Origin of the sequence: Novosphingobium sp. (genome assembly GCF_030699305.1) — a bacterium.
Lineage (GTDB): Bacteria > Pseudomonadota > Alphaproteobacteria > Sphingomonadales > Sphingomonadaceae > Novosphingobium.
The window spans coordinates 103,571-128,215 of the sequence record NZ_JAUYNB010000021.1 but is presented as its reverse complement, the minus strand read 5'-3'; the positions used below and the strand labels follow the sequence as shown (position 1 = coordinate 128,215).

The window sequence follows — 24,645 nt, the reverse complement described above, 5'->3', positions numbered from 1 at the left end:
TATCCGGAAAACTCTGGCTCAGAACATCTTGCGGAACTCTACCTCGATTACCCGCCCGCGCGGATCGAGATAGTCGGGCTGGTAGCTGAGTGGCACCGTCCCGCTCGCATCGGTCACTTTCTGGCGCGAATCGAACAGATTATCGACCCGCAGCGACACCCGGCTACCCTTGAGGAATGGCGCTGCCTTGATCAGTCCGGCGCGCGCTCCCAGATCCGCAAACGCCGAAATCCGCAACTTGGTAACGCTGCCGAACCGCAGATCGCTCGACCCCGGCGTTCCGGTCGCGCGGATCGTTGCGGGGGCCATCCAACTGCCGTTCAGGAACATTCCGAAGCCGTTCCTGAACAGGCCGCCATTCATTTCCAGAGCATGGCGCGGCTGCCCTCCGGCAGACAGCGCATCGCCGCCCAGCAGGTCAAGCAGCGGCCCGCCGGGCGCGACCAGCACCGTGCTGTCGAATTGCACCGTGTGATAGACACCCAGGTTCCAGCGGCCCTGCCCGCCGCCCGGTCCGCCCATCATCGCCATCATCCCGCCGCGACCGCCGCCGCCGCCTGCTCCGGGCGGGCGTCCGCCGGGCGCGCCGCCGGGGCCAGCGGGACGTCCGCCACCCATCATCATACCGCCGGGCGCGCCTTCTGGTGCCTTGCCCAGTGTGCCCGCCAGATTGAACCCCCAACGCAGCCGTGAGCTGGCCTGTTCCGCAAACGTCACCGGCCGCTGATCGACAGCAATGATCCGGCCCGTCGCATCGCGCGTTACCCGGCCGGGAAACGCGGCTTCGATATCCGGCGTCAGCAGCGGAAACGATGTGGTTACGTCATTCGACCGGTTGCGGAAGTACTCCACCAGCAGGTTGGAATTGTTCAGGAACGGCAGTTTCCAGTTCGCACCAAACTTCAGGTCCCGCTGGCGCTCCTTGAGCAGCGCCGGGTTGCCGCCGCTGGTGACAGCCGCCAGCACGGTTTCCCCGCGCGTGAAGTCATAGACCGGTACGTTGAACGTGATGGTCTGCGGGTTGCCAAGCTGACCAAGGCTGGGAGCAGCCTCGTTCACCAGATAGCTGGCTTGCAGGCCCAGACCTTCAACCGGAGACCAGGTCAGCCCCGCACTCCAGTCCTTGATTGCGCCGAAATCCGACAGGTGATTCAGTCCGGCGCTGAAGTTCAGCGAGATATCGCCCAGCCCCGCCCCGAAGCCTTCGCGGCGGCTGGTGATCGGAATGCCCAGGTTGACCCCGGCAGACAGATCCCCGCGCTTCAACGACACCGGGCCAACCGTGCTGCGGCTATCGCTGCTGTCGATGTTCGACCATGCAAAGCCGCCTTTCAGCGTCGTGGTCACTTCGCCGCCGGGAAGCCGCGTCGGCCGTCCGACCAGCGTGACCAGACTGGTCACCGCTTCGGTGTTGCTGCGCACCGTGTCCTGTCCGGGATCGCCGGGTGCGGGCAAAGCGCCGGTAATCACCAGTGTCCCCGCCGCCGCTGCGGACACCAGCGAGGACGTGTCGAGGCGGCGGTCGATCAATGTGCGGCTTTCACCATGGCTGCCGTCAAGCGTGGCATTCAGCTGCCACGATCCCAGAAACGTGTTGAACCCCGCACCGGCTTGCAACGTCGTGCTGCGCGTCAACCGCTCCAGCGGATCGCCGACTGACCGGATCGCGCTTGCCCCGCCCGGTGCCGTCAAGACCACCAGATTGAGGCCGGACAGGCTGCGGCTGTCACTGCGCGCGGCATTGCCGCTGAGCGAAATCTGACCGCCCAGCCCATCCTTGCCCAGCCCGCGCGACCATGCCGTGCCAAGCGACAGTTCGCGCGAATCTGCAATCAGGGTGCGTGCCGCTGCCGGATCGGGATCGGTGCTGACCGTGGGCGCGGACGACTGGATCACCCCGCGCTCGGCTTCGGTCAGAGGCGAAGTATCGTCAATCTTGCCGGTTACGCTGAACCGCTGCTTGCCTGCGATCCGCAGCGCGGTTCCTTCAACCTCGTATGTCTGGAACCCACCGCGCGTCGGCACTCCCGTTTCAACTTCAACCGTCTTGCTGGCAAAGTTGTCCTTCAGAATGAAGTTCACCACCCGTGCATCGGCCGGATAGCCGAACCGCAAGGCAACTTCTTCCGGCAGGATTTCAACCCGGCGCACGGCTTCCGGGGGGAAATTGCGCATTTCCCGAAAGTTGGTGATCCGCTGGCCATTCACCAGCACCACCGGCATCCCGCCGCCGCGCCCGCGCCCCGATGTCGTCTGCGGGCTGATCCGCGCGAGCACATCGGTCAGGTTTGCCGCGCCCAGCGATTGCAGGTCTTTTTCATCGAGCGTTGCGATTGGGGGCTGCGGCGCTTCGACTTGTCCGGCAACGCGGGTCGCCATCACCACGATGTCACCACCGCGATCCAGCAGATTTTCCTCGTCCTGCGATGCCGCTTCGGCAGAGTCCGGCACATCTTGGGGATCAGCAGCCGCGAACGCGGGCGATGCAATCATGGCGATGGCAAGGGCGGTAATGGAGAGTGTATGATGGTTGGGCATGGCGTCCAATTGCTGTAATTAATCCGCGCTTTGTGCAGGCTTCCCCGCTCCCCGGTTGTGAGGTGGGGCCTTGTGCCCGCCTTGGCAAGTCGCACCACGTAACAATTTGTCGCGTTCGTGAAACAGGGTTGCAGGGGTGCAACACGCCTAAGGCTTCCCTTTTGCGCCGCACGGGGCTATGGCGCGCCGAAATCACACCGACATAAACGGAAACTGATCGCGGATGGCGAAAGAAGAACTGCTCGAAATGCGTGGCCAGGTGGTTGAACTACTGCCCAATGCCATGTTCCGTGTCCGGCTGGAAAATGACCACGAAATCCTTGGTCATACCGCGGGCAAAATGCGCAAAAACCGCATTCGCGTGCTGGTGGGCGATGAAGTGCTCGTCGAACTGACCCCGTATGATCTGACCAAGGGCCGGATCACCTATCGCTTCATGCCTGGCCGCGGTGGCCCCGGACAATATTGAACGAGAATGCGGGCGGTATGGCGCCCTCGCTGATCCTTGGCTCTGCCAGCCCCCGCCGCCGCGAACTGATCGCGCGGCTGGGCGTTGAACTGGCTGGCGTGGCCGCTGCCGACATTGACGAAAGCCCGCTTCGCTCGGAACTGCCGCGCGTCTATGCCGCGCGCATGGCACGCGAAAAGGCGGCCGCCGTTGATGGCGGCGGGTCCTATGTTCTGGCCGGCGATACGGTGGTTGCCTGCGGTCGCCGCATCCTGCCGAAGGCTGAGGATGAAGCCACTGCGCGCCGCTGCCTGACGCTGCTGTCAGGCCGCCGTCACCGCGTGCTGTCCGCCATCGCCCTGAAACACCCTGACGGTTCGCTGCGCGAGAAACTGTCGGAGACCGTCGTCCGGTTCAAACAGCTCTCCCCGGCCGAAGTCGATGGCTATATCGCGGGCGGGGAATGGCACGGCAAGGCAGGCGGCTATGCCATCCAGGGCAGCGCCGAAGGGCTGATCGCTTGGATCGAAGGCAGCCATTCCGGCGTGGTCGGCCTGCCATTGTTCGAAACCCGCAGCCTCCTCAAATCGGCGGGGTTTCCCATTGGCTGAGTGGCTGATCGAGGACGGGATCGGCGAGGAGCGCGCGATCCTGCTGGATGGCGGCGAAGTGCTGGCCGCGCGGCTGCGCTGGCCGGGCGGGCTGGAAGCCGGTCAGATCGAGGATGCGGTCCTGATCGCCCGTTCCGGCGGATCGAAACGCGGCACCGCCCGCTTCGCCAGCGGCGAAGAAGCGCTGGTCGACAGCCTGCCGCACGACGCCTGTGAAGGCGCTACGCTGCGCCTGATCGTCACCCGTGCCGCCATCGCCGAGCGCGGCCGCCTGAAACGCGCGCAAGCCCGGCCAAGCATCGCCGCACCCTGCTCCGCGCCAGGCCTGGCCGAACAACTGGGCGGGCGATGCGTCCAGCGCTTTCCCGCCGGGACATGGGACGATGTCTTCGCCGATGCGTGGAGCGGCAGCGTCGATTTCAAGGGCGGTAGCCTGACCATCACCCCCACCCCGGCAATGACGCTGATCGATATCGACGGCTCCCTGCCCCCGGCCGCACTGGCATTGGCAGCGGTGCCCGCAATCGCAGCTGCTGCCGGGCGGATGGATCTGGCCGGATCGATCGGGATCGATTTCCCCACCCTGCCCGACAAGGCCGATCGCCGCGCTGTGGATGTGGCGCTGGAGGTCACGCTCAACCACTGGGCGCATGAACGCACCGGCATGAACGGCTTCGGGTTTGTCCAGTTGGTCGCCCGGTTGGAACGCCCTTCGTTACTGACGCTGCTGACCCGCTATCGCACCGCTGCCGCAGCGCGCCTGCTGCTCCGCAGGGCAGAAAACGTGACCGAACCCGGCGTGTTGCTGGTGACCTGTCATCCCGCTGTCCGGGCGGCGATTCGCGCCGAGTGGGAAACCGCGCTCGCTCGCCGGACCGGGCGGGTGCTGCGCTGGTCGGAAAATCCCGCGCTTGCGCTCGACGGCGGTTTCGCGCAGGCGACCACAGCATGACGACCAACACCCGCAAATGCCCGGTCTGCGGCAAGCCCCGCAGCGCTGAGCACACCCCGTTTTGCTCCACCCGTTGTCGCGACCGCGACCTCGTGCGGTGGCTGGACGATGGCTACGCCCTGCCCGGTCCAGTCGTCGGACGCGAAGAGGGTGATGATTGATAATTCAGACTTGCCAAGCGTCACCTGCTTCGCCATAGGCGCGCTTCCAATCATTGGCGGGACGCGATAAGGCCCCGTCATTGCGTTGCCCGGATAGCTCAGCTGGTAGAGCAGCGGATTGAAAATCCGCGTGTCGGTGGTTCGAATCCGCCTCCGGGCACCATTTCCCCATCAAGCCCCCAACCCGGCATTTCGCCTTTGATCCGTCGCAGCGGGTGCGCTTGCATCGCGCATGGAAAATGGCCGCGCAAACCTGTCGGCTTCCTGCATGTGGGGATAGCCTGACAGGCGCGCGCCTCCTGAAACCTCCTTCTCAGGCCGGATGCGTGGACGAACTTCTCAACGCGACGCTGTTCCTCAGTCTTGCGCCTTGCAGCATTCACGGCATCTATGGGCTATTGCGATGTTGCCCAAGCCATCGTCTATGCGCTCTGATTCGGAGGCGACAAAACACTCTCCCGGAGAGGCGGGCACGCCAGATGAACAAGGAAAGCGGGATATGACACCGCAGGACAGAAATACCGGGGCAGGCCCGAACGCCGGCGACGGACGTGGCATGGCTCAGGTTGACTGGGATACGCTGCCCTATGGCGGCGACCTGTTCGGTGAGATGCACCTGGCCGAAACCGCGCCGAAGGCCGATAAGCCCAGGGAAACGCTGTTTCCCGGCCTGGCGATCTGCGGCGTGGCGGCGGCGGCGGCGGCGTGGTTGTCCGAACACTATGGCTTTCCGATCATCCTGCTGGGGCTGCTGGTCGGCCTGTCGCTGAACTTCATCGCGCGCGATCCGCGCACCCATCTGGGGCTCGATTTCGCCTCGCGCACCTGCCTGCGGATCGGGATTGTGATGCTGGGGCTGCAAGTGACCTTCGCCCAGATCGGCGCGCTGGGGCCTGCGCCATTCGGCGCGCTGGTGGTGGTCATGGCGGCGACGATCCTGGCGGGCGTGGTGGGCAGCCGGATCAGCGGGCAGTCAACTTATGCCGGGATGCTGGCAGGCGGTGCGACCGCGATCTGCGGGGCGAGCGCGGCACTCGCGCTCTATGGCGTGATCGGCAAACACCGGCTCAGTCAGGCCCAGTTCGCGCTGACGCTGGTGGGCATCTCGCTCGCCAGCGCGTTTGCGATGTCGGTCTATCCCATGCTGGCCGAGGAATTTGCGCTGTCAGACCGGCAGGCCGGGTTCCTGATCGGCGCTTCGATCCATGACGTCGCGCAGGCCATCGGCGGCGGCTATGCCTTTTCCGACGCGGCGGGTAGCTATGCGACCATCGTCAAGCTGGCCCGCGTCGCACTGCTGGCCCCGGTCGTCGCGCTCGTCTCGCTGGCGCTGACCCCGGCCGAAGGCACCGCCGGACAGCCGCTGTGGAGGCGCCTGGCCATGCCCTGGTTCATCACCGCGTTTCTGGCCACGGTGGCGCTCAACAGCGTGGTCACGATGCCGCCGGTGCTGTCGCACTATGCGCTGGTCGGGTCAAAGGCGCTGCTGCTGCTGGCTGTTACCGCCACCGCGATGCGCAGCCGGATGGACCTGCTGATGGAAATGGGCTGGCGCGCGACGGTGCCGGTGCTCGCGGCGACGGTGGTCAGCTTTGGCGTTGCGCTGGGTTTTGTGATCCTGCTGCTGTGATCCTGCGATCTGCGTTTGCCAGTGCCATTCATATATGCGAATGTTTCACGAAATGATCTGAGTGAGAGGTTCTCGCATGACCCACATCAAGACCACGCATGTTGGCAGCCTGCCGCGCGGTGAAGAACTGACCCCGCTGCTGCTCGCGCGCGATGCGGGCAAACCCTATGACGCGGCCGAGTTCGACCGGGTGGTCAGCGCCGCCGTGGAAGAAGCGGTGAAGCAGCAGGTCGCGGCAGGCGTCAGCGTGGTATCGGACGGCGAACTGGGCAAGGTCGGCTATTCGACTTACATGATCGAACGGCTGTCCGGCTTTGGCGGGCATACGGATCGCAAGCCTGCCGCCGATCTGGCCGAAGTGCCAGACCTTGCCAAAAAGCTGTCGGTGATGATGGGCAGCCAGGATTTCGTCCGCGCCAGTTGCATCGACGAGGTCAAGCTGATCACGCTGGAGCCGCTCCACGATGATATCCGCCGGTTCCGCGCCGCGCTCGACAAGCAGGCCGGGCCGGATACCGAAGCGTTCATGAACGCCGCCTCGCCGGGGCTGATTACCGCGTTTCAGGTCAACCGGTTCTACCCCAGCCACGAGGCTTATCTGGCCGCGCTGGTCGATGCGATGCGCGAGGAATACGAAACGATCGTCAATGCCGGCTTCTACCTTCAGCTCGATTGCCCCGACCTCGCGATGAGCCGCCACACCGGGTATCAGGATGCCAGCGACGCGGAGTTCCTGAAAATCGCCGCCGCCAATGTCGAGGCGCTGAACGCCGCCACCGCCAACATTCCGCCCGAACGGATGCGGATGCACGTGTGCTGGGGCAACTACGAAGGCCCGCACGATCATGACATCGCGCTGGAAAAGGTGATCGACATCGTCGTCGGCGCCCGCCCTGCCACTGTCCTGTTCGAAGCCGCCAACCCCCGCCACGAACACGAATGGAAAGTCTGGCGTGATGCCAGGCTGCCCGACTGGAAGATCCTGGCCCCCGGCATGATCGACACCTGTTCCAACTATGTCGAGCATCCTGAGCTGATCGCCCAGCGGATCGAGCGCTTCGCCGACATCGTCGGAGCCGACCGCGTGGTCGCCAGCACCGATTGCGGCTTCGGCACGTTCGCGGGCTATGGCAAGATCGACCCCATCGTCACCTGGCGCAAGCTGCGCAACTTGCGCGAAGGCGCGGATATCGCCGCGAGCCGCCTGTGACGGGTGACGAACGCCGCGCGATTGAGGCTGACTGCGCGCGGCTGATCGCGCTTTACGCCAACCTCAATGACGAGGCCCGCTGGGCCGAGCTTGCCGCGCTCTATGCCGAGGACGGGCTGATGACCCGTCCGACCGCGCCGGATGCGCCGATCAGCGGCCGCGCGGCGATCCTGGCCGCGTTCCAGAGCCGCCCGCCGCGCAAGACCCGGCACGTCTGCTCCAACGTCGTGATCGATGTGGAAGGCCCCGCCGCCGCGCGCGGCACCAGCGCAATGGTGCTGTTCAGCGAGGGCGCCGCGCCGCTGGCCGGATCGTTCCACGACCGGTTCGTTTTGACTGCCGAGGGCTGGCGCTTTGCCGAGCGGCGCGGATCGCTGGCCTGGTAATGCCCCAGACAGCCAAATCGGCCAACCCAAACACGGCCAACCCAAACCCGTCCAATACGGTCAAATCGGCGCTGCGCACGCTCGATATCATTGAATTCGTGGTCGCCCATCCGCAAGGCCCGATCGCGCAGGACATCGCCGCCGCGCTCGACATTCCGGTGTCCAGCCTGTTCTACCTGCTGGGCACGCTGGCCGAGCGCGAATACCTGATCCGCGATGGTCGCCGTTACCGGGCCGGACCGGGCCTGCGCCGGCTGACCGCGCCGCCGGCCGACCTGACCCTGGCTGACCGGGTGGAGCCGCTGGTCAATATCTTGCGCCGCGAACTCGATGAAACCGCCAGCTTCATGGTTCGCACCGGCTGGGAAGTCGAAGCGCTGGTGACCGAGGCGAGCGGGCAGGCGCTGCGCTATGCAATCGAACCCGGCCACCGCAAGCCGCTCCACGCCCTCGCCGCGGGCAAGGCGATCCTCGCCACCCTGCCCGAAGCCGAACTGGCGCGCTATTTCGCCGAATGCCCACGCCCGCGCTTTACCCCGCACACGCTGGTCGATGAAACCGCGCTGAGCGCCGCGCTGGAACAGATCCGGCGTGACGGGGTGGCCGAAGCGCATGAGGAAAACACCCCCGGCATCTGCGGGCTTGGCGCGGCGGCATGGCTGAACGGGGAGGCCGTCGGCGCGTTTGCCGTCGCTATCCCCGCTGTGCGGTTCAACCCGCACGTCGCGGCCAAGGCCCGCGCCGCGCTGGCCCGCGCGGCCGCGAGCCTGGCCGGGATCTAGCTCAGGCCCCCTTCGTCCGCCACCCATCGGCATAGTTGTCGCGCGCCGCCTCGACATAGGGCGTTGCCGCCACAATCGCCTTGATCGCGGTCTGCACGTGGGGTTCGACAGTGGGCTTGCTGGTGCCGCCGTTCGGCTCACCCCAGATCAGCGAGACCCTGGTGCCGGGTTCGGCATACTTCGCATCGAGCATCGCCAGCGTCAGGAACTTGCCCTCGTTCGCGGTGTAACCGATCCAGGTCGACAGGCCCGCCAGGCTGCCGTCTTCGGCGCGCACTTCGTCAAACGGGTGCATCGCATAGACGGCGCTGGGATATTCCATGAACTTCGCCCGGTCGCCCTTCGACAGTGCCGAGGATTGGACGCGGATCACGTCTTCGTTGTCGAGCGCCAGCGTCACCTTCTTGCGGTGCGGTCCGGCAGCGATCTTTTCCAGCGCCGCGCGGCCGATGAAATCGTGATCGAACTTCACGAACGGACCGTAACCCAGATCCCACGGGGTCAGGTAATAGCCCTCGATGCTGTCCGGCACATAGGAACCGCCGATCGAGCACTTGCCGGCATAGGAATTGGCCGAGAGCCATTCGCGGAACGGCTTCAGTTCATCCCCGGTATAGATCGCGGGCAGCGGCGACGGAATCCAGCCCGATTCCAGCGTGTTGGATGAATAGGCCCGGCCGCCGACCAGTGCCATGCCATATTCCTTGCCCGCTTCGACCAATGCGGCATGGACCGCGCCGTAGTCTTCCCACGGACCATACAGTTCCCAGCCCGGCTGCCCGGCCATCCCGTGGCGCAGCGCGTGGACGGTCTTGCCCGCGATAGTCAGGTGGGTGATGTTGAAGAACTTGAGGTCGGGCGGCACGATCCCGGTGGCCCGTTCGATGATCTTCATCGCGTTGGGGCCTTGCACCTGGAAGCGATAGTTCTTGCGCTTGCCATCGGTGCGCATCGCCCAGCGCTCATCGCGCTCGACTTCCACGTTCCACTTGCCCGACGCGGCGTGGAATTCCACCCACTCGATCGAGGGCGCGCGGCCGACCAGGTTGAACCGCTGTTCTTCCAGATAGAACAGGATCACGTCGCCGATCACGTGACCATAGGGGGTCACCGGCACAAACTGCTTGGCCTTGTCGGGGACAAAGCCCTTGAACGAATTGATCGCCAGATACTCCAGCATCGCGAACGCATCCGGCCCGCGCACTTCCAGATCGACCATGTGGTAGCTCTGGTTATAGAGCACCGCGGTGTGCTGCCACGCCCACTGTTCGGCGCGCCAGTTGGAATATTCCGCCGGAACGCCGGGATAGACATTTGGGCCGACCTGCTGGTTGCGCAGCAGTTCCACGATATCGCCCGTCCCGCCGAGCATGGTTTCAAGCGTATCAGCCATGGTGCATCCTTCTCATGATCCCGTGCGGACGCCATCCGCGCTCCGCTCCCGAATCCCTGTGGCACATTTTCGCGTGCATGAAAAGTTCGTGTTTATGAAATTACGATAGTGACTGCGCGATCACCCCATTGCCCACCGCACCAGATACGGCAGGCCCGCCAATGACGCCCAGCCGAGCTTGCCCCAGAAGGCTAGTCGGGGGTTCTGGTGGTTCCACAGCCCCAGCGCCCCGCTGGCACCGATCGCACCCGCGCCGGGAACCCAGAACCCGATCAGGCCGACGAGGCCCAGCAGGCCCAGCATGCGGATACCGCCACCGGGGCGCGACTTGTAGGCAGGGTGCTTGATTCCGGCGAGACCGGCAAAGCCAATCAGGCCGATCAGCCCGATGAACGGGGCAAGTGTGTCGAGCATAAGCGGTGGTCCCTCTCCTGTTTTGCCGATCATGCTGGATGGACGCGAACCGTCAAATGAATTGGCGGCGCAGGGCACAACCAGCGCGCACTGCCAGGCCGCCCTACCCCCTTCCGAAACAAGACGCGTCAGCGCTCCAACAGCGCTTTCAGGTAGCCGCCGGTGAAGCTGCCGGGGTTGGCGGCGACTTGTTCGGGGGTGCCTTCGGCTACGATCTCGCCGCCGCGCACGCCGCCTTCCGGGCCGAGGTCCAGCACCCAGTCGGCGGTCTTGATCACATCGAGGTTGTGCTCGATCACCACCACGCTGTTGCCCTGATCGACCAGCCGGTGCAGCACTTCCAGCAGCTTGCGGACATCTTCGAAGTGCAGCCCGGTGGTGGGTTCATCGAGGATATAGAGCGTTTGTCCGGTCGAGCGGCGGCTGAGTTCCTTGGCCAGTTTCACCCGCTGCGCCTCCCCCCCGGACAGCGTGGTGGCCTGCTGGCCAACCTTGACGTAGCCGAGGCCCACCTCGTTCAGCATGTGCATCTTGTCGCGGATCGGGGGCACCGCCTTGAAGAACTCCTCCGCGTCCTCGATCGTCATGTCGAGCACGTCGGCGATCGAGTGGCCCTTGAACTTCACTTCCAGCGTTTCGCGGTTGTAGCGTTTGCCGTGGCATTCCTCACACGTGACGTAGACGTCGGGGAGGAAGTGCATCTCGATCTTGATCAGCCCGTCGCCCTGGCACTTTTCGCAGCGCCCGCCCTTGACGTTGAAGCTGAACCGCCCGGCCTTGTAGCCCCGAGCGGCGCTTTCGGGGAGGCCCGCAAACCAGTCGCGGATCTGGGTGAACGCGCCGGTATAGGTCGCCGGGTTGGAGCGCGGGGTGCGGCCGATCGGCGACTGGTCGATCTCGATCACCTTGTCGCACAGTTCCAGCCCGGTAATCTTGTCATGCGCCCCCGCGATCACCCGCGCGCCGTTGAGAGTGCGCGCCGCCCCGGCATAAAGCGTATCGAGCGTCAGGCTGGACTTGCCGCTGCCCGACACGCCCGTCACGCAGCAAAATGTGCCGAGCGGGAAGCTGGCGGTTACCCCGGTCAGGTTGTTGGCCCGCGCGTTGTGAACGGTAATGTGGTGGCCGTTGCCCTTGCGGCGCTGCTTCGGCACCGCGATCTTCCGCGCGCCGGACAGGTACTGCCCGGTCAGGCTGGTCTTGGATTTGAGGATGTCCTCCAGGGTGCCCTGCGCCACGATCTCGCCCCCGTGGACGCCCGCGCCGGGGCCAAGGTCGACGATATGATCGGCAGTGCGGATCGCGTCTTCGTCATGCTCCACCACGATCACGGTATTGCCCAGATCGCGCAGGCGGCGCAGCGTTTCGAGCAGCCGGTCGTTGTCACGCTGGTGCAGGCCGATGCTGGGTTCATCCAGCACGTAAAGCACGCCCGAAAGCCCGCTGCCGATCTGGCTGGCGAGCCGGATGCGCTGGCTTTCCCCGCCCGACAGCGTGCCGCTGGTCCGGTCGAGATTGAGGTAATCGAGGCCAACGTTGTTGAGGAAGCCCAGCCGCTCGTTGATTTCCTTCAGGATCGCCTTGGCAATCTGCTGCTGCTGGCCGGTCAGCTGGTCATTGAGGGTGGAGAACCATTCAAGCGCGTCCGACACCGACAGCCGGGTGCGCGACGAGATATGCTGGCCCGCGATCTTGACCGACAGCGCTTCCGGCTTGAGCCGCGCGCCGTCGCAGGTTTCGCACGGCTGCGCGGTCTGGAACTTGCCCAGTTCCTCGCGCATCCAGGCGCTTTCGGTTTGCAGCATCCGGCGGTTGAGGTTGCCGATCACCCCTTCGAACGCCTTCTTGACGGTGTAGCTTTTCTTGCCGTCCATGAACGTCAGCGCCACTGGCTTGCCCCCGGTGCCATAAAGGATCACCAGCTGCACCTCGCCCGGCAGTTCCTGCCACGGCGTTTCCAGGCTGAATCCGTATTCGGCCGCCAGACTGGCCAGCACCTGCATGTAATAGGGCGACGGCGGGTTCGATTTCGCCCACGGCACCACGGCCCCCTGCTTCAGGCTGAGCGTTTCGTTGGGGACGACCAGTTGCGGATCGAACAACAGCTTTTCACCCAGCCCGTCGCAGGCCGGACAGGCGCCTTGCGGGGCGTTGAACGAAAACAGCCGCGGCTCGATCGATTCAATTGTGAAGCCGGAGACCGGGCAGGCGAACTTTTCGCTGAACACGATCCGGTTGGGCGGGAGGCCGGCGCCTTTCATCGCGCCGCCTTTCTCTTCCTCGCGTCCGGGCACCACGCCATCGGCCAGGTCGAGAAAGACTAGCCCCTCGGCCAGTTTCAGCGCCTGTTCAAAACTGTCGGCCAGCCGTGTTTCGATGCCTTCGCGCACGGCGATGCGGTCCACCACGACTTCGATGTCATGCTTGTACTTCTTGTCGAGCGCGGGGGCTTCCTCAATGGCGTGGAATTCGCCGTCGATGCGGACGCGGGTGTAGCCGGCGCGCTGCCATTCGGCCAGTTCCTTGCGGTATTCACCCTTGCGGGCGCGCACCACGGGGGCCAGCAGATAGGCGCGCGTGCCTTCTGGCAGGGTCATCACCCGGTCGACCATCTGGCTGACAGTCTGCGCCGCGATCGGCAGGCCGGTGGCGGGGGAATAGGGCACGCCGACCCGCGCCCAGAGCAGGCGCATGTAATCGTAGATCTCCGTCACCGTGGCGACGGTGGAGCGCGGGTTGCGGCTGGTGGTCTTCTGCTCGATCGAGATCGCGGGGCTGAGCCCGTCGATATGCTCGACATCGGGCTTCTGCATCATTTCGAGGAACTGGCGCGCATAGGCGCTCAAGCTCTCGACATAGCGGCGCTGTCCTTCGGCATAGATCGTGTCGAACGCCAGGCTCGACTTGCCGGAGCCTGACAGGCCGGTAATCACGATCAGGCTGTCGCGCGGAAGCTCGACATCAAAGCCTTTGAGGTTGTGCTCGCGCGCGCCGCGCACGACAATCTTGTTCAGCGACATAGGCCGCATTTGTTCCACATCTGTTCACAGGAGGCAAGAGGCGCTGGCCAGCGCCTTGTGGGCATTACGCAGTGATCGTGGGGAATCGCAATGCCGTATTTCGGAACCGCCCGCGCCCGCCGACCAACGCCGCACCCAGTTCGGCAGACAACCTTGACACTTTATACCCGGCGCGCGACGCATGCTGCATTCTTGCGGACTGCTGATCCGGCCCGCGTGCAGCCGTTCTGAGGGGAACCAAAACCATGAAGTCGCACCTGTTTCTGACCGCTGCCTTGCTGACGCTTGGTGCTGCTCCCGCCCTGGCCCAGACCGCCCCTGCTCCGGCTACCAGCACCGCTGCCAAGCCGCACTTCGGCACCTGGGGCGTCGATCTGTCCGCCATGGATACCGCCGCCAAGCCGGGCGACGATTTCCAGCGCTATACCAGCGGCAAGTGGCTCGACGCGACCGAGATTCCGGCCGACCGGCCCAGCGTGGGCGCGTTCAACGATCTGCGTGAAACCACGCAGGAACAGCTGCAAAAGCTGATCACCGAAGGCCCGGCAGAGGCAAAATACCGCGCCTTTTATGACAGCTACATGGACGAAGCGCGCGCCGAGAAGCTGGGGCTGGCCCCGCTGAAGGCCGATCTGGCGGTGCTGGATGCGATTGCAACGAAACGTGATTTCGCGCGGTTCATGGGCGGCACGGCGGGCCAGTTCGGCATCTCGCTGGTCGATTCCGGGCCTTACGCGGATACCACCGATCCGACCGTCAACGTGCTGTGGATGAGCCAGGGCGGCATCGGCCTGCCCGAGCGTGAGTATTACTTCGCGGATCAGTTCAAGACCCAGCGCGCGGCCTATGCCGGCTATATCGAGCGCACGATGAAGGCCATCGGCCACGCCAACCCCAAAGCGGCGGCCAAAACGATCATGGCGTTCGAAACTGCGCTTGCGCAGGTCAGCTGGAAAGTGGCCGACCGCCGCGACATCGACAAGGTCAACAACCCGATGAGCAGCGCGCAGCTGATGAGCTATGCGCCCGGCATCGAATGGACCGCGCTGATGGAAGGCGCCGGGATCGGCGCGCAGCAGCGGATCATCGTCAACGAAAACACCGCAATCCGCGATATTTCGGCGCTGTATGACAAGACACCTTTGGCTACGCTGAAGCTGTGGCAGGCGTTCCACGTGGCCGATCAGGCCGCACCGTACCTGACCAAGGCGCTGGTCGACAGCCGGTTCGAATACGTCAAGACGCTGAGCGGCCAGGCCCAGCAGCGCCCGCGCTGGCGCCGCGCCGTTGGACAGGTCGATGGCTCGCTGGGCGAACTGGTCGGGCAGGATTACGTCGCGCGGTATTTCCCGGCATCGTCCAAGGCCAAGATGGAAGCGCTGGTCGTCAACCTCAACCTCGCCATGGCGGACCGGATCAAGGCGAATGACTGGATGAGCGAGTCCACCAAGACCGCCGCGCTGGAAAAGCTGACGCGGATGGACGTGATGGTCGGCTATCCCGACAAGTTCCGCAATTACGATGCGCTGGAAGTGAAGTCCGATGACCTTTACGGAAACGTCAAGCGCGCGGGCCAGTTCAACTATGCCTACACGATGGCCGATCTGGGCAAGAAGGTGGATCGCAAGAAGTGGGGCATGAACCCGCAGACGGTGAACGCCTATAACGGCGGGCTGGAAAACAAGATCGTGTTCCCGGCCGGGATCCTGCAAGCCCCGTTCTTCGACCCGGCGGCGGACGATGCAGTCAACTATGGCGCGATTGGCGCGGTGATCGGCCACGAAATCATCCACGGGTTCGACGATCAGGGCCGCAAGATCGACGCCAATGGCGCGGTGCGCGACTGGTGGGGCGAAGACGATGGCAAGCGCTTTGAAGAACGCGCCAAAGTGTTCGGCGATCAGTATGCCAAGTATGAGGCCGCGCCCGGTGCATTCGTCAATCCCGACCTGACGATGGGTGAGAATATCGCCGATCTGGCCGGGCTGCTGGTCACGCTGGATGCCTATCGCAAGTCGCTGGGCGGCAAGGACGCACCGGTGATCGACGGCCTCAGCGGTGAACAGCGGCTGTTCCTGGCCTTCGCACAAGTGTGGCGCGGCAAGGCGCGCGAAGACGCGATCCGCAACCAGGTGGCGACCGATCCGCACAGCCCGCAGCGCTTCCGCCTGCTCGGCCCGACCCGGAACATCGAAGCGTGGTATCAGGCATTCGGGGTTAAGCCGGGCGATGCGATGTATATTGCACCGGAACAACGCGCAAAAATCTGGTAAGCCAGGCCATCACACGAACCGGAGGTAGCCGCCGCGCTGCCCCGGACCGGATTATTCAAGGACTTTTCATGCACAAGCTTGCTCTCGTATCACTGTCCGCGCTGGCCATGGCCGGTTGCACTGGCCGGGTGGACGACGTCGCCTCCGTCCCGGCCGTCGAAGCCGCCCCGGCACCTGCCCCGTATGCCCCGGTGATCCCCACCGGGACCGGCGTGTTCGCGCAAGTCTCCACGCTGCCATTCCAGACCCCCGATTTCAGCAAGATCAAGGACAGCGATTTCCAGCCCGCCATCGAGCAGGGCATCGCCATCAACGAGGCGGAGATTGCGGCGATTGCCAACAATCCCGCCGCGCCGACGTTCGAAAACACCATGATCGCGCTGGAAAAGACCGGCCAGATGCTGACCCGTGCCTATTATGTGTTCAGCGCGCTGACGGCGGCGAATACCAATGACACGCTTGACAAGGTGGACAGCGCGACCGCGCCGAAACTCGCCGCGCTGCGAGATTCGCTCTACCTCAACGAAAAGCTGTTTGGGCGGGTCAAGGCGCTCTACGATCAGCGCGACAGCCTGGGTCTTGCCGCGGATGAGCAGCGCCTGCTGAAGATCACCTATGACCGCTTCGTCCAGAACGGCGCATTGCTGGCAGGGGCGGAAAAGGAAAAGCTGAAGACGCTTAACGGGCGGATTTCAACGCTCCAGACCGATTTCGGACAAAAGCTGACCGCCGGCACACGCGATGCGGCGCTGGTGGTGAACACCAGGGCGGAACTGGCGGGTCTTTCGGACGCCGAAATCGCCACTGCGGCCAAGGCTGCGGCGGACCGGGGGATGAAGGGCAAGTTCCTGCTCCCGCTTCAGAACACCACCCAGCAGCCTTTGCTGACCCGGCTGTCCAACCGCGCCACCCGCAAGGCGCTGTTCGAAGCCAGCTGGAACCGCAGCGAACGGGGCGGCGCGAACGATACCCGCGCGCTGATTTCCGAACTGGCGCAGCTGCGCGCCGAAAAGGCCCAGCTGCTGGGCTTTGCCGATTATGCCAGCTTCACCATGTCGGACCAGATGGCCAAGAACCCCGGCAACGCGCTGAAGTTCATGGAAGGTCTGGTCCCCGCCCTCGCCGCTGCGCAAAGGCGTGAAGCGGCTGAACTGGACGGGCTGATCAAGCGCACCGGCGGCAAGTTCAGCGTCGAACCGTGGGACTGGGATTTCTATGCCGAGCGGCTGCGCAAGGAAAAGTACGCGTTCGACGAAAGCCAGGTGAAGCCGTACTTCGAAATCACCAATGTGCTGGAAAACGGCGTGTTCTTCGCCGCGAACCAACTTTACGGGCTGTCCTTCAAGCAGCGCACCGACCTGCCGGTCTATCACCCGGACGTCACCGTCTATACCGTCTATGACAAGGACGGCAGCGAGATGGCGCTGTTCTATTTCGACCCGTGGAAGCGCGACAACAAGCAGGGCGGCGCGTGGATGTCGAACTTTGTCGACCAGTCGCACCTGATGGGCACCAAGCCGGTGGTGTTCAACGTCCAGAACTCGCCCAAGCCCGCACCGGGCCAGCCGCTGCTGGTCAGCTTCACCGATGCTGAAACGATGTTCCACGAATTTGGCCACGCGCTGCACGGCATCCTGTCGAACCAGCGCTACCCCTCGATCTCGGGCGCCAACACGGCGCGCGATTTCGTGGAGTTCCCCAGCCAGTTCAACGAAAACTGGATGACCCAGCCGCGCGTGTTCGCCAACTTCGCCAAGCACTACCAGACCGGCGCGCCGATGCCGCAGGAACTGGTCGACAAGGTGGAACGCGCCGCCCGTTTCAATCAGGGCTATGCGCTGGGCGAGGCGCTGACCGGCGCAATCCTTGATCAGAAGTGGCACGCGCTGCCCGCCAGCGCAGGGCGACAGGACGTGAATGCGTTTGAAACGCAGGCGCTCGGCTCGCTCGGGCTGCTGACCGGCAAGGTGCCGCCGCGCTATCGCACCAGCTATTTCCGCCACATCTGGGGCGGCGGCTATGCGGCCGGGTATTACGCCTATCAGTGGACCGAAATGCTCAACCACGATGCCTATCAGTGGTTCGTCGACAACGGCGGCATGACCCGTGAAAACGGCCAGCGGTTCCGCGACATGGTGCTGAGCCAGGGCAACAGCAAGGACTACGCCGAGATGTACCGTGCCTTCGCGGGCCGCGATCCCAGCGTCGAACCGATGCTGAAAGCGCGCGGGCTGAAGTAACTCAGCCGGGAAGCAATGCCCGCGCGCCCGGCTCTCCCAGCCAGCGCGCGGGTACGCCCCACACCACGCTGATCAGGTCGGCCGTCAGCACCATTTCGGGCGGACCGTCGGCCACCACCGCGCCAAGATCGAGCACCAGCACACGGTCAGCATGGTTCATCGCCTGCGCCAGATCGTGCAGCACCAGCACCACCCCCAGCCCGCGCCGGCGCGCCAGTTCGCGCAGCCGCGCGAGCAGCGCCAGCTGGTGCGCAAGGTCAAGGTTGGCCAGCGGTTCATCCGCCAGCAGCCAGCGCGGCTCGCCCGCCAATACCCGTGCAAGCAGCGCGCGGGCGCGTTCGCCGCCGGATAACTGCGATACCGGGCGGTCACGCAGCGATTCCAGTTGCAGCGCCGCCAATGCGCCCTGCACCGCCGCCGCATCCTCCGCAGCGCTGGTGCGCCACGGCAGGCGGCCCAGCGCGGCCAGCGTTTCAACCGAGATGTCCCATGCCACTTCGGCGCTTTGCGGCAGAAACCCGATGGCCTGCGCGCGCTTCGGTGCGGGCAGCTGGTTCAGCGGCTGACCATCCAGCGAAACCGCACCGCTATCGGACGCCAGCAGCCCCGCCAGCACGGCCAGCAGCGATGACTTCCCCGCTCCGTTCGGCCCGCAAATCGCGGTAACTTCGCCGGGCTTCAGGCTGGCGGTCACATCCGCAAGCCGCGCCTTCAGCACGACCCCGGCACATTCCAAACCGCCGTTCGTGTCGAGCGTAGTCGAGACACGTCGCGCACCCGTCTCTCGACTACGCTCGACACGAACGGATGGCGTGGGGTTGGATTGTTTGATCACGCCAGTTCCCGCCGCAACCGCAGCAACAAGTGCAGGAAAAACGGTGCGCCCAGCAGCGAGAGCGCGATGCCCAGCCGCAATTCGCCGCCCGCCAGCGGCAGCACCCGGCACAGGCAATCCGCCACCAGCAGCAACAGCGCCCCCGCCAGCGCACTCGGCACGATCAGGCTGGACGGGCGGCGATCCGTGAAGGGGCGGACGAAATGCGGCACCATCAGGCCGACAAACCCGATGATTCCCGCGACCGCAACGCCTGCGCCCACGGTCAGCCCGACGCCCGCGATCATCAACAGTTGCAGGCGGCGCGGATCGATCCCCAGCGAACGCGCGGCGACTTCGCCCAGCGTCAGGGCATCGAGACTGCGCCCGGCCCGCAGCAATACTGCAAGCCCCAACAGCGTCAGCGGCGCGGCGATCCACACATCGGCCCAGCCGCGATCGACCAGCGCGCCCATCAGCCAGGTAACGATCTCGCTCATCGCAAACGGCGTGGGCGACAGGCTGATTGCCAGGCTCATCAACGCGCCGGCCAGACTGGCGATCATCATGCCCGCCAGCGTGAACAGCAGCACGCCGCCGCCTCGCCCGGCAATCGCGCCGAGCAGTGCCATCGCGCCAGCGGCTCCGATCAGTGCAAACAGCGGCAGCGCCCAGCCACTCGCTGCCCAGCCGGTCCAGAAGCTGAGCACCGCGCCCAGCGCCGCGCCCGGCGCAATCCCAAACAGGCCGGGGTCAGCCAGCGGGTTGCGCAAATAGCCCTGCATCGTCGCCCCCGCCGCGCCCAGCCCCGCGCCGAGCAGCAGCGCCAGCACCGCGCGCGGCAGGCGCAGTTCGGCAAAGATCACGGCAGCGTTGGGGAGCGCGGGATCGAACGGATCGATCCACACCCGGCCTGCCAGCAACGACAGCGGCACCGTGACGGCCAATGCCAGCAGCAGGAGCGTGTTCAGCCGGGTCATAGCGTGCGCCGCACTTCGGCCAGCCGCTTTGCCGCGTGGATGATCGTCGGCCCACCGCACCACAGCAAGTTGCCGTCCAGTCGCGCCCGCGCGGTTTTTCCGGCCAGCGCATCGAGTGCGGGATGGCGCAACAGTCGGTCTTCGTTGCCGTGGAGGTTCCCGGCGGTCAGGATCACGCGCGGCGGATCGGTCAGCACTTGTTCCAGCGGCAACAGGTCTGCCTGCCCCAGCCCGCGCGCGGCGGCGGCATTGGTGAAGCCGGTGCGGGTGAGCAAGTCCGCGATCAGGGTCTGCGGCCCCGGCACCATCCCGCCCGATTGCCAAACCAGCGCCGGGATCGGCTGGCCGGCAGCGGGCCGCGCCGCCAGCAGTGCCGTATCGATCCGCGCCACCAGCGCCTCGCCGCGCGCCGGATGGCCCGCCAGCGCGGCGATCTGGCGCACTTGCGCGCGGCTATCGGCCACGGTGGTGGCAATCGGGAGCAATTCCAGCCGCGCGCCGAGCCGTTCGAGCGCGCCGCGCGTGGCCGGGGCGATGAAATTTCCCGACAGCACGACATCCGGCCGCAGCGCCGCGACTTCCTCGACCGTGCCGCCCACGGCGCGGAACCGCCGGGCCAGCGCGACGTCCATCGAACTCGATGCCGGATCGCTGCTATAGCTGGAGAGCGCCAGCACTTGCGCCGGATCGGCCACTTCGGCCAGAATCGCGTCAGTACACGGGTTCAGGCTGACGATCCGGGGCAGCGGCGACGCCGCCTCTCGCGCCGGGGCAGAGGTACAAGCCCCCAGCGCCAGCGCGATAAGCGGCGTCAGGCGCCTTACCACCGCGCCCTGATCCCGGCGAAGGCAGAGCGGCCATAGGTGCCGTAACCGGCGACGGTCTGATACTGCTTGTTGCCCAGATTCTCTACCCGGCCATAGAGTTCCACCGTTTCCGTCACCGGCAGGCTGGCCCGCAGCGTGACCAGCGCAAAGCCGCCGAGCCGGGTGAAATTGCCGGCATCGTCAAAGCTGCTGGACAGCACCCGCAAATCCGCGCCCACGGCCAGATCGTGCAGCGGCGTGGTCCATTCCAGCCCCGTGCTGAACGCATGGCGCGGACGGCGGGCCAGATCCTTGCCGGTCTGGCGGTTGACGGACTTGGTATAGCTGTAGCTGGCATAGCCCCGCAGCCCCTCGGTCAGTTCACCGGTCAGTTCGGCTTCAACCCCTTCGGCGCGGGCGCGGGCGGTGTTGAAATAGCCGGTCGGCCAGACGTAATCGATCAGGTTGCGGCTGTCGCGGCGGAACAGTGTAACGGCGAAGTGGCGGTAACCACCCCGGTCGCCCAGCTCGACCCCGGCGTCGAACGCGGTCGATGTTTCGGGCCGCAGCGCTACGTTCCCGCCGTATCCATAAAGCTGATACAGCGTCGGCGCTTTGAAGCCCTCGCCAAAGCTGGCCCGCAGCCGCAGATCGCCCGCCAGTTCGACGGCACCGTTTGCCCCGAAGGTCCAATGCGAACCGAACCGGTCATGGTCATCCAGCCGCACCCCGCCAGTCAGGTGGACGCTGCCGCCGTGATAGCCCAGCAGCGCATGGCCGCTGCTCAGCCGCGCGTCCTGCTGCGCATCATAAGTAGTCGAGAACCGCGTCCATTCGCTGTCCGCCCCAAAATCGAGCACGAAAGCGTCGGTCAGGTCAGCCCGGCCCTTCATATCCGCCCGCCAGCTGCGGCCCTGCGTTTCAAAGTTCGGCGCTGTGCCATAGGTCGGATCGAAGTAGGCCCGGCGCGTATCCGACAGCGCAAGCCCTGCGGCCAGATTCAGCCCGTCACCATTGTAATCCAGCCCCACCCGACCCGATCCCTGCCGGGTGTTCTGGTATTCGGGTGTGTCGGCAAAGGTATAGTTCGGCGCTGGGTAGCCATCGAAATCGACCGTGCTGTCGGCATAGCGTGCGACCGCTCGAAGCGACAGGTTCGATGCCAGTTCGGCCTCACCATTCACCGTGCCGTGCCACTGGCGGAACCCGTCCGGCTCCGTCCCGGCGGCATAGGCCGAAATGCCATCGGTGCGGGTGTAACCGCCGCTCACCCCAAGGCTGTAGCCATCACCCGCAAGGCCCGCTTCGGCCCCGGCGGTCAGGGTATCGTTCGCGCCATATTCCAGCGATCCGGCGAGGCCACCCGGCGTCTTGCTGGTTACCGCCAGCACCCCGCCCATCGCGTCTGAACCCCAGGCCACGCTGTTCGATCCGCGCAGCAGTTCCAGCTTGGCGATCCCACCGGTCAGCAGCGTCCCAAGATCGAACCCGCCGCTGGGCGCGGCGACATCGGCCATCCGCACGCCGTCGATAGTGACCAGCAATTGCTGCGAATTGGCCCCGCGCACGAACAAGCTGGTCTGGCTGCCGAGGCCGCCGCTGCGCGCGGTGGTGACGCCGGGCAGGCGTTCCAGCACGCGGGTCAGGTCTGGCCCCTGCACTGCCTCGATTTCATCCGCGCCGACGACGCTGATCGACTGTCCGGACCGCACGATCGGTTCGGCGTGACCCGTGGCGAGCACCGTGATGTAAGTATCGCGGTAGGGGTGATAGAGGATGATCGGATCACCCGCCGCTTCATCGGCAACACTATCCTGCGCCAGCGCCGGAGCGGTGGACAACATTGAACAACCCAGCAAAAACAGATATTTCAAACGCAATACTCCCGTCATGAACGAATGCCGTTCATGGCGAGCGACCCCGCACGAATTCGCGGGATCACGCTGCATTCCGGTACACCCCGCCCGGCGCGGAACGACCGTCATCGGCAGGTCTCCTGGCTCCCGGATCAACGCTGGCCGCCTGCCTTCCCGGTTACCCAGTGGCGAAATTGGCGGTTCGCTCCCCGGTCACAGTTGCGGGGGCAGCGCGGGTATTCCACCCGCTTCCCTCTTAGGCCTGCTTGCGCAGACAACCCATGACGTGAGGCAGCCTTTAGTCCCGGTCACCGGGCTGCGCAAGTCCATGCCGGAATGGCGCGATTTCTTAACCGCTTAACGGATAGAGGCATAGCTGTCCCGCAACGGCACGGCGCAGACAACGCGGATGCGCGCACGGCCAAAGCGGGTTACGCGCCAGGCCGCGTAGTGCCGCAACCGAAAGTCCCGATGATCCACGCCCTCGCCCTGCCCCTGGAAACCCGCCCGCGCGATTTCGCCGCGCGGCTGGGCCGGTCGCGGGCGCGCACGCTGGGGATGCGGATGCGGCGGCGGCATCTGGGGCGGCGGGCGCTCGTGCTGCTGGCGGCGATCGCTGTTCCCGCGCTGGCCGCGCCGGATCAGTGGGCCAGCTTCAGCATCGGCAATGCCGGATCAAGCACGATCACGGTCGAGCCGATGCCGTTCGAGAAATCGGGCGAGAGCTTTCCCGGTTCTGCATTCTATTACCTTGCCCCGGAAGAACCGCTGCCGCAGCTGGGTGACGGGATCACGTCCGATGCAGGCCCCGCCACCGATCCCATCGCGGGGGCCATCGCCCGCGCCTTGCGGGTTGATAACTCCGGGATTGACCGGACCCGCGCGCTCGAATGCCTGACCGCCGCGATCTATTTTGAAGCGGCCAGCGAATCCGATCAGGGCCAGCGCGCGGTCGCCCAGGTCGTGCTGAACCGGGTGGCCCATCCCAGTTATCCCAATACCGTCTGCGGTGTGGTCTATCAGGGGTCGGAACGCGTGACGGGCTGCCAGTTCAGTTTCACCTGTGACGGCGCCCTTGCACGCAAACCGGGGCGGATGTTCTGGCTGCGGGCGATGGACACCGCGCGCGCCGCGCTGTCCGGCTATGTCGAGCGCAGCGTGGGGCTGGCGACGCATTACCACACCATCGCGATCCACCCCTATTGGGCGCCGTCGCTGACGCATATCACCACGATTGGCGCGCACCGGTTCTACCGTTTCAATGGCGCGGCCGGACAGCCGGGCGCGTTCCGCTTTGCCTATGGCGGGGGCGAGCCGCTGCCCGCGCCGCATCCCCGCAGCGCCGCCGCCGACAAGCAGCCCGATCCCACGCTCGATCCGCTGGCCGTGCAAAAGGCTTATGAAGCCGGATTGAAGAGCGCCCAGGGCGGCGCGCTGACCCCAGCGGCGGGAAGCGGCCTCACCCCGGCGCGTCCAGCGCCCGCTCCGGCTTATTCCGCCGAAGTGCAAAGCCGCGGCGGCGATGCGATCTATCGCGGTGAAAAGTTGCCGGAAAACAATCAGGTGCGCCCCGAATACCAGAATTCAGGACGCTGGATCAGCCAGCCAGGCACCTGATTTTCGGCCTGTTTCCGAACAAGGTTAAATCCCGGCAACCATAGGTTCTCACCAACTGCTAACCGCTTTGGCCCTAGGAATTCCGTCCAGATAACAATCTCAGGGCGATTTCCATGACCATCCGTTTTGCGTCAGCCACCGCCACCTCTGCCGCCTTTGTAAAGCCGGTTGCCTGCGCTGATCTGCCCGCCCTGGCTGCGAACGACAACGCTGCAGAAACCCACGACGTGCTGCTGCGCGATGCACTGAAACACTTCGCCCGCCATGGTCTGCGCGCGGCAGAGGTGGCGCGCCAGAATGCGGAACGGGCATTCTTCGCCGGGGATCGCCAATCCTATCGCCACTGGCTGGAAATCTGCCGGGCGCTCGATCGCCGCATGGCCATCGCCTGCCATGCCCGGACCGAGGCTGGTCCGCGCTGACCACGACCACTGCTGCGCCTGCGTATTAAAGTAAGCACTGCATTAACCATTCAGTGACCTGCTGCCGCTAGAGCCGAATGGTCAGGAAACGG

General features: G+C 65.3%; 20 protein-coding genes, 1 tRNA gene and 1 riboswitch. Of the genes, 13 read left to right on the top strand and 8 right to left on the bottom strand.

Features of this window, described 5'->3' with window-relative positions:
• Positions 1–18: 18 nt before the first annotated feature.
• Positions 19–2,493 carry a TonB-dependent receptor domain-containing protein gene (locus tag Q8Q53_RS09665; RefSeq protein WP_305701560.1) on the bottom strand — a complete coding sequence of 825 codons (2,475 nt, stop codon included), beginning with the start codon at positions 2,491–2,493 and terminating at the stop codon, positions 19–21.
• 268 nt (positions 2,494–2,761) lie between these two features.
• Here Q8Q53_RS09665 and infA point away from each other — a divergent pair, with 268 nt between their 5' ends.
• The 9 genes from infA to Q8Q53_RS09620 all read left to right on the top strand — a co-directional run bounded on the left by infA (position 2,762) and on the right by Q8Q53_RS09620 (position 8,718).
• Positions 2,762–3,007 (top strand): translation initiation factor IF-1, encoded by a 246-nt coding sequence (gene infA / locus Q8Q53_RS09660; protein ID WP_189540329.1) that lies wholly within the window; start codon positions 2,762–2,764, stop codon positions 3,005–3,007.
• Between the two features lie 17 nt (positions 3,008–3,024).
• Positions 3,025–3,597 carry a nucleoside triphosphate pyrophosphatase gene (locus Q8Q53_RS09655; protein ID WP_305701559.1) on the top strand — a complete coding sequence of 191 codons (573 nt, stop codon included), beginning with the start codon at positions 3,025–3,027 and terminating at the stop codon, positions 3,595–3,597.
• Positions 3,590–4,549 (top strand): ribonuclease, encoded by a 960-nt coding sequence (locus tag Q8Q53_RS09650; RefSeq protein ID WP_305701558.1) that lies wholly within the window; start codon positions 3,590–3,592, stop codon positions 4,547–4,549. The genes Q8Q53_RS09655 and Q8Q53_RS09650 overlap by 8 nt, the downstream gene beginning before the upstream one ends.
• Positions 4,546–4,710: a DNA gyrase inhibitor YacG gene (gene yacG, locus Q8Q53_RS09645; protein WP_305701557.1), complete on the top strand. Its 165-nt coding sequence runs from the start codon at positions 4,546–4,548 to the stop codon at positions 4,708–4,710. The genes Q8Q53_RS09650 and yacG overlap by 4 nt, the downstream gene beginning before the upstream one ends.
• 87 nt (positions 4,711–4,797) lie before the next feature.
• Positions 4,798–4,873: transfer RNA gene (locus Q8Q53_RS09640), tRNA-Phe, on the top strand.
• 393 nt (positions 4,874–5,266) lie between these two features.
• Positions 5,267–6,340 (top strand): YeiH family protein, encoded by a 1,074-nt coding sequence (locus Q8Q53_RS09635; RefSeq protein WP_305701556.1) that lies wholly within the window; start codon positions 5,267–5,269, stop codon positions 6,338–6,340.
• A 76-nt stretch (positions 6,341–6,416) separates the two neighbouring features.
• Complete coding sequence (locus tag Q8Q53_RS09630) at positions 6,417–7,550, top strand: cobalamin-independent methionine synthase II family protein (RefSeq protein ID WP_305701555.1); 1,134 nt, start codon at positions 6,417–6,419, stop codon at positions 7,548–7,550.
• The gene (locus Q8Q53_RS09625; RefSeq protein ID WP_305701554.1) at positions 7,547–7,936 is read left to right on the top strand and encodes a nuclear transport factor 2 family protein; all 390 of its coding nucleotides are present in this window, start codon (positions 7,547–7,549) and stop codon (positions 7,934–7,936) included. Before Q8Q53_RS09630 ends, Q8Q53_RS09625 begins: the two co-directional genes overlap by 4 nt.
• A complete protein-coding gene (locus Q8Q53_RS09620; protein WP_305701553.1) occupies positions 7,936–8,718 on the top strand; it encodes an IclR family transcriptional regulator in 783 nt (260 codons plus the stop codon). The genes Q8Q53_RS09625 and Q8Q53_RS09620 overlap by 1 nt, the downstream gene beginning before the upstream one ends.
• Position 8,719: 1 nt before the next feature.
• Here Q8Q53_RS09620 and Q8Q53_RS09615 read toward each other — a convergent pair whose 3' ends face one another.
• From Q8Q53_RS09615 to uvrA, 3 genes are all read right to left on the bottom strand, one after another.
• Complete coding sequence (locus Q8Q53_RS09615) at positions 8,720–10,111, bottom strand: aminomethyl transferase family protein (RefSeq protein WP_305701552.1); 1,392 nt, start codon at positions 10,109–10,111, stop codon at positions 8,720–8,722.
• 120 nt (positions 10,112–10,231) lie between these two features.
• Positions 10,232–10,525, bottom strand: coding sequence for a hypothetical protein (locus Q8Q53_RS09610; RefSeq protein WP_305701551.1), 294 nt, complete (start codon positions 10,523–10,525; stop codon positions 10,232–10,234).
• A gap of 128 nt (positions 10,526–10,653) precedes the next feature.
• Complete coding sequence (uvrA, locus tag Q8Q53_RS09605) at positions 10,654–13,545, bottom strand: excinuclease ABC subunit UvrA (RefSeq protein ID WP_305701550.1); 2,892 nt, start codon at positions 13,543–13,545, stop codon at positions 10,654–10,656.
• A 245-nt stretch (positions 13,546–13,790) separates the two neighbouring features.
• Between uvrA and Q8Q53_RS09600 the strand changes: the two genes are divergently transcribed.
• Together Q8Q53_RS09600 and Q8Q53_RS09595 are read left to right on the top strand one after the other, a co-directional pair.
• The gene (locus Q8Q53_RS09600; protein ID WP_305701549.1) at positions 13,791–15,818 is read left to right on the top strand and encodes a M13 family metallopeptidase; all 2,028 of its coding nucleotides are present in this window, start codon (positions 13,791–13,793) and stop codon (positions 15,816–15,818) included.
• 68 nt (positions 15,819–15,886) lie between these two features.
• The gene (locus Q8Q53_RS09595; RefSeq protein WP_305701548.1) at positions 15,887–18,058 is read left to right on the top strand and encodes a M3 family metallopeptidase; all 2,172 of its coding nucleotides are present in this window, start codon (positions 15,887–15,889) and stop codon (positions 18,056–18,058) included.
• Between the two features lies 1 nt (position 18,059).
• Here the strand turns inward: Q8Q53_RS09595 and Q8Q53_RS09590 are convergent, their stop codons facing one another.
• The 4 genes from Q8Q53_RS09590 to Q8Q53_RS09575 form a co-directional block, all read right to left on the bottom strand.
• A complete protein-coding gene (locus tag Q8Q53_RS09590; protein WP_305701615.1) occupies positions 18,060–18,794 on the bottom strand; it encodes an ABC transporter ATP-binding protein in 735 nt (244 codons plus the stop codon).
• A 95-nt stretch (positions 18,795–18,889) separates the two neighbouring features.
• Complete coding sequence (locus Q8Q53_RS09585) at positions 18,890–19,852, bottom strand: iron ABC transporter permease (RefSeq protein WP_305701547.1); 963 nt, start codon at positions 19,850–19,852, stop codon at positions 18,890–18,892.
• Positions 19,849–20,679, bottom strand: a complete 831-nt coding sequence (locus Q8Q53_RS09580) for an ABC transporter substrate-binding protein (protein ID WP_305701546.1) — start codon at positions 20,677–20,679, stop codon at positions 19,849–19,851. Before Q8Q53_RS09580 ends, Q8Q53_RS09585 begins: the two co-directional genes overlap by 4 nt.
• On the bottom strand, positions 20,673–22,502 hold the full coding sequence (locus tag Q8Q53_RS09575; RefSeq protein WP_305701545.1) for a TonB-dependent siderophore receptor: 1,830 nt from the start codon (positions 22,500–22,502) through the stop codon (positions 20,673–20,675). The genes Q8Q53_RS09580 and Q8Q53_RS09575 overlap by 7 nt, the downstream gene beginning before the upstream one ends.
• A 124-nt stretch (positions 22,503–22,626) precedes the next feature.
• Positions 22,627–22,812: riboswitch (cobalamin riboswitch) on the bottom strand.
• A 152-nt stretch (positions 22,813–22,964) separates the two neighbouring features.
• Here Q8Q53_RS09575 and Q8Q53_RS09570 point away from each other — a divergent pair.
• Both Q8Q53_RS09570 and Q8Q53_RS09565 read left to right on the top strand, forming a co-directional pair.
• The gene (locus Q8Q53_RS09570; protein WP_305701544.1) at positions 22,965–24,131 is read left to right on the top strand and encodes a cell wall hydrolase; all 1,167 of its coding nucleotides are present in this window, start codon (positions 22,965–22,967) and stop codon (positions 24,129–24,131) included.
• A gap of 113 nt (positions 24,132–24,244) precedes the next feature.
• Positions 24,245–24,553, top strand: coding sequence for a hypothetical protein (locus Q8Q53_RS09565; RefSeq protein ID WP_305701543.1), 309 nt, complete (start codon positions 24,245–24,247; stop codon positions 24,551–24,553).
• The last annotated feature ends 92 nt before the right edge of the window (positions 24,554–24,645 follow it).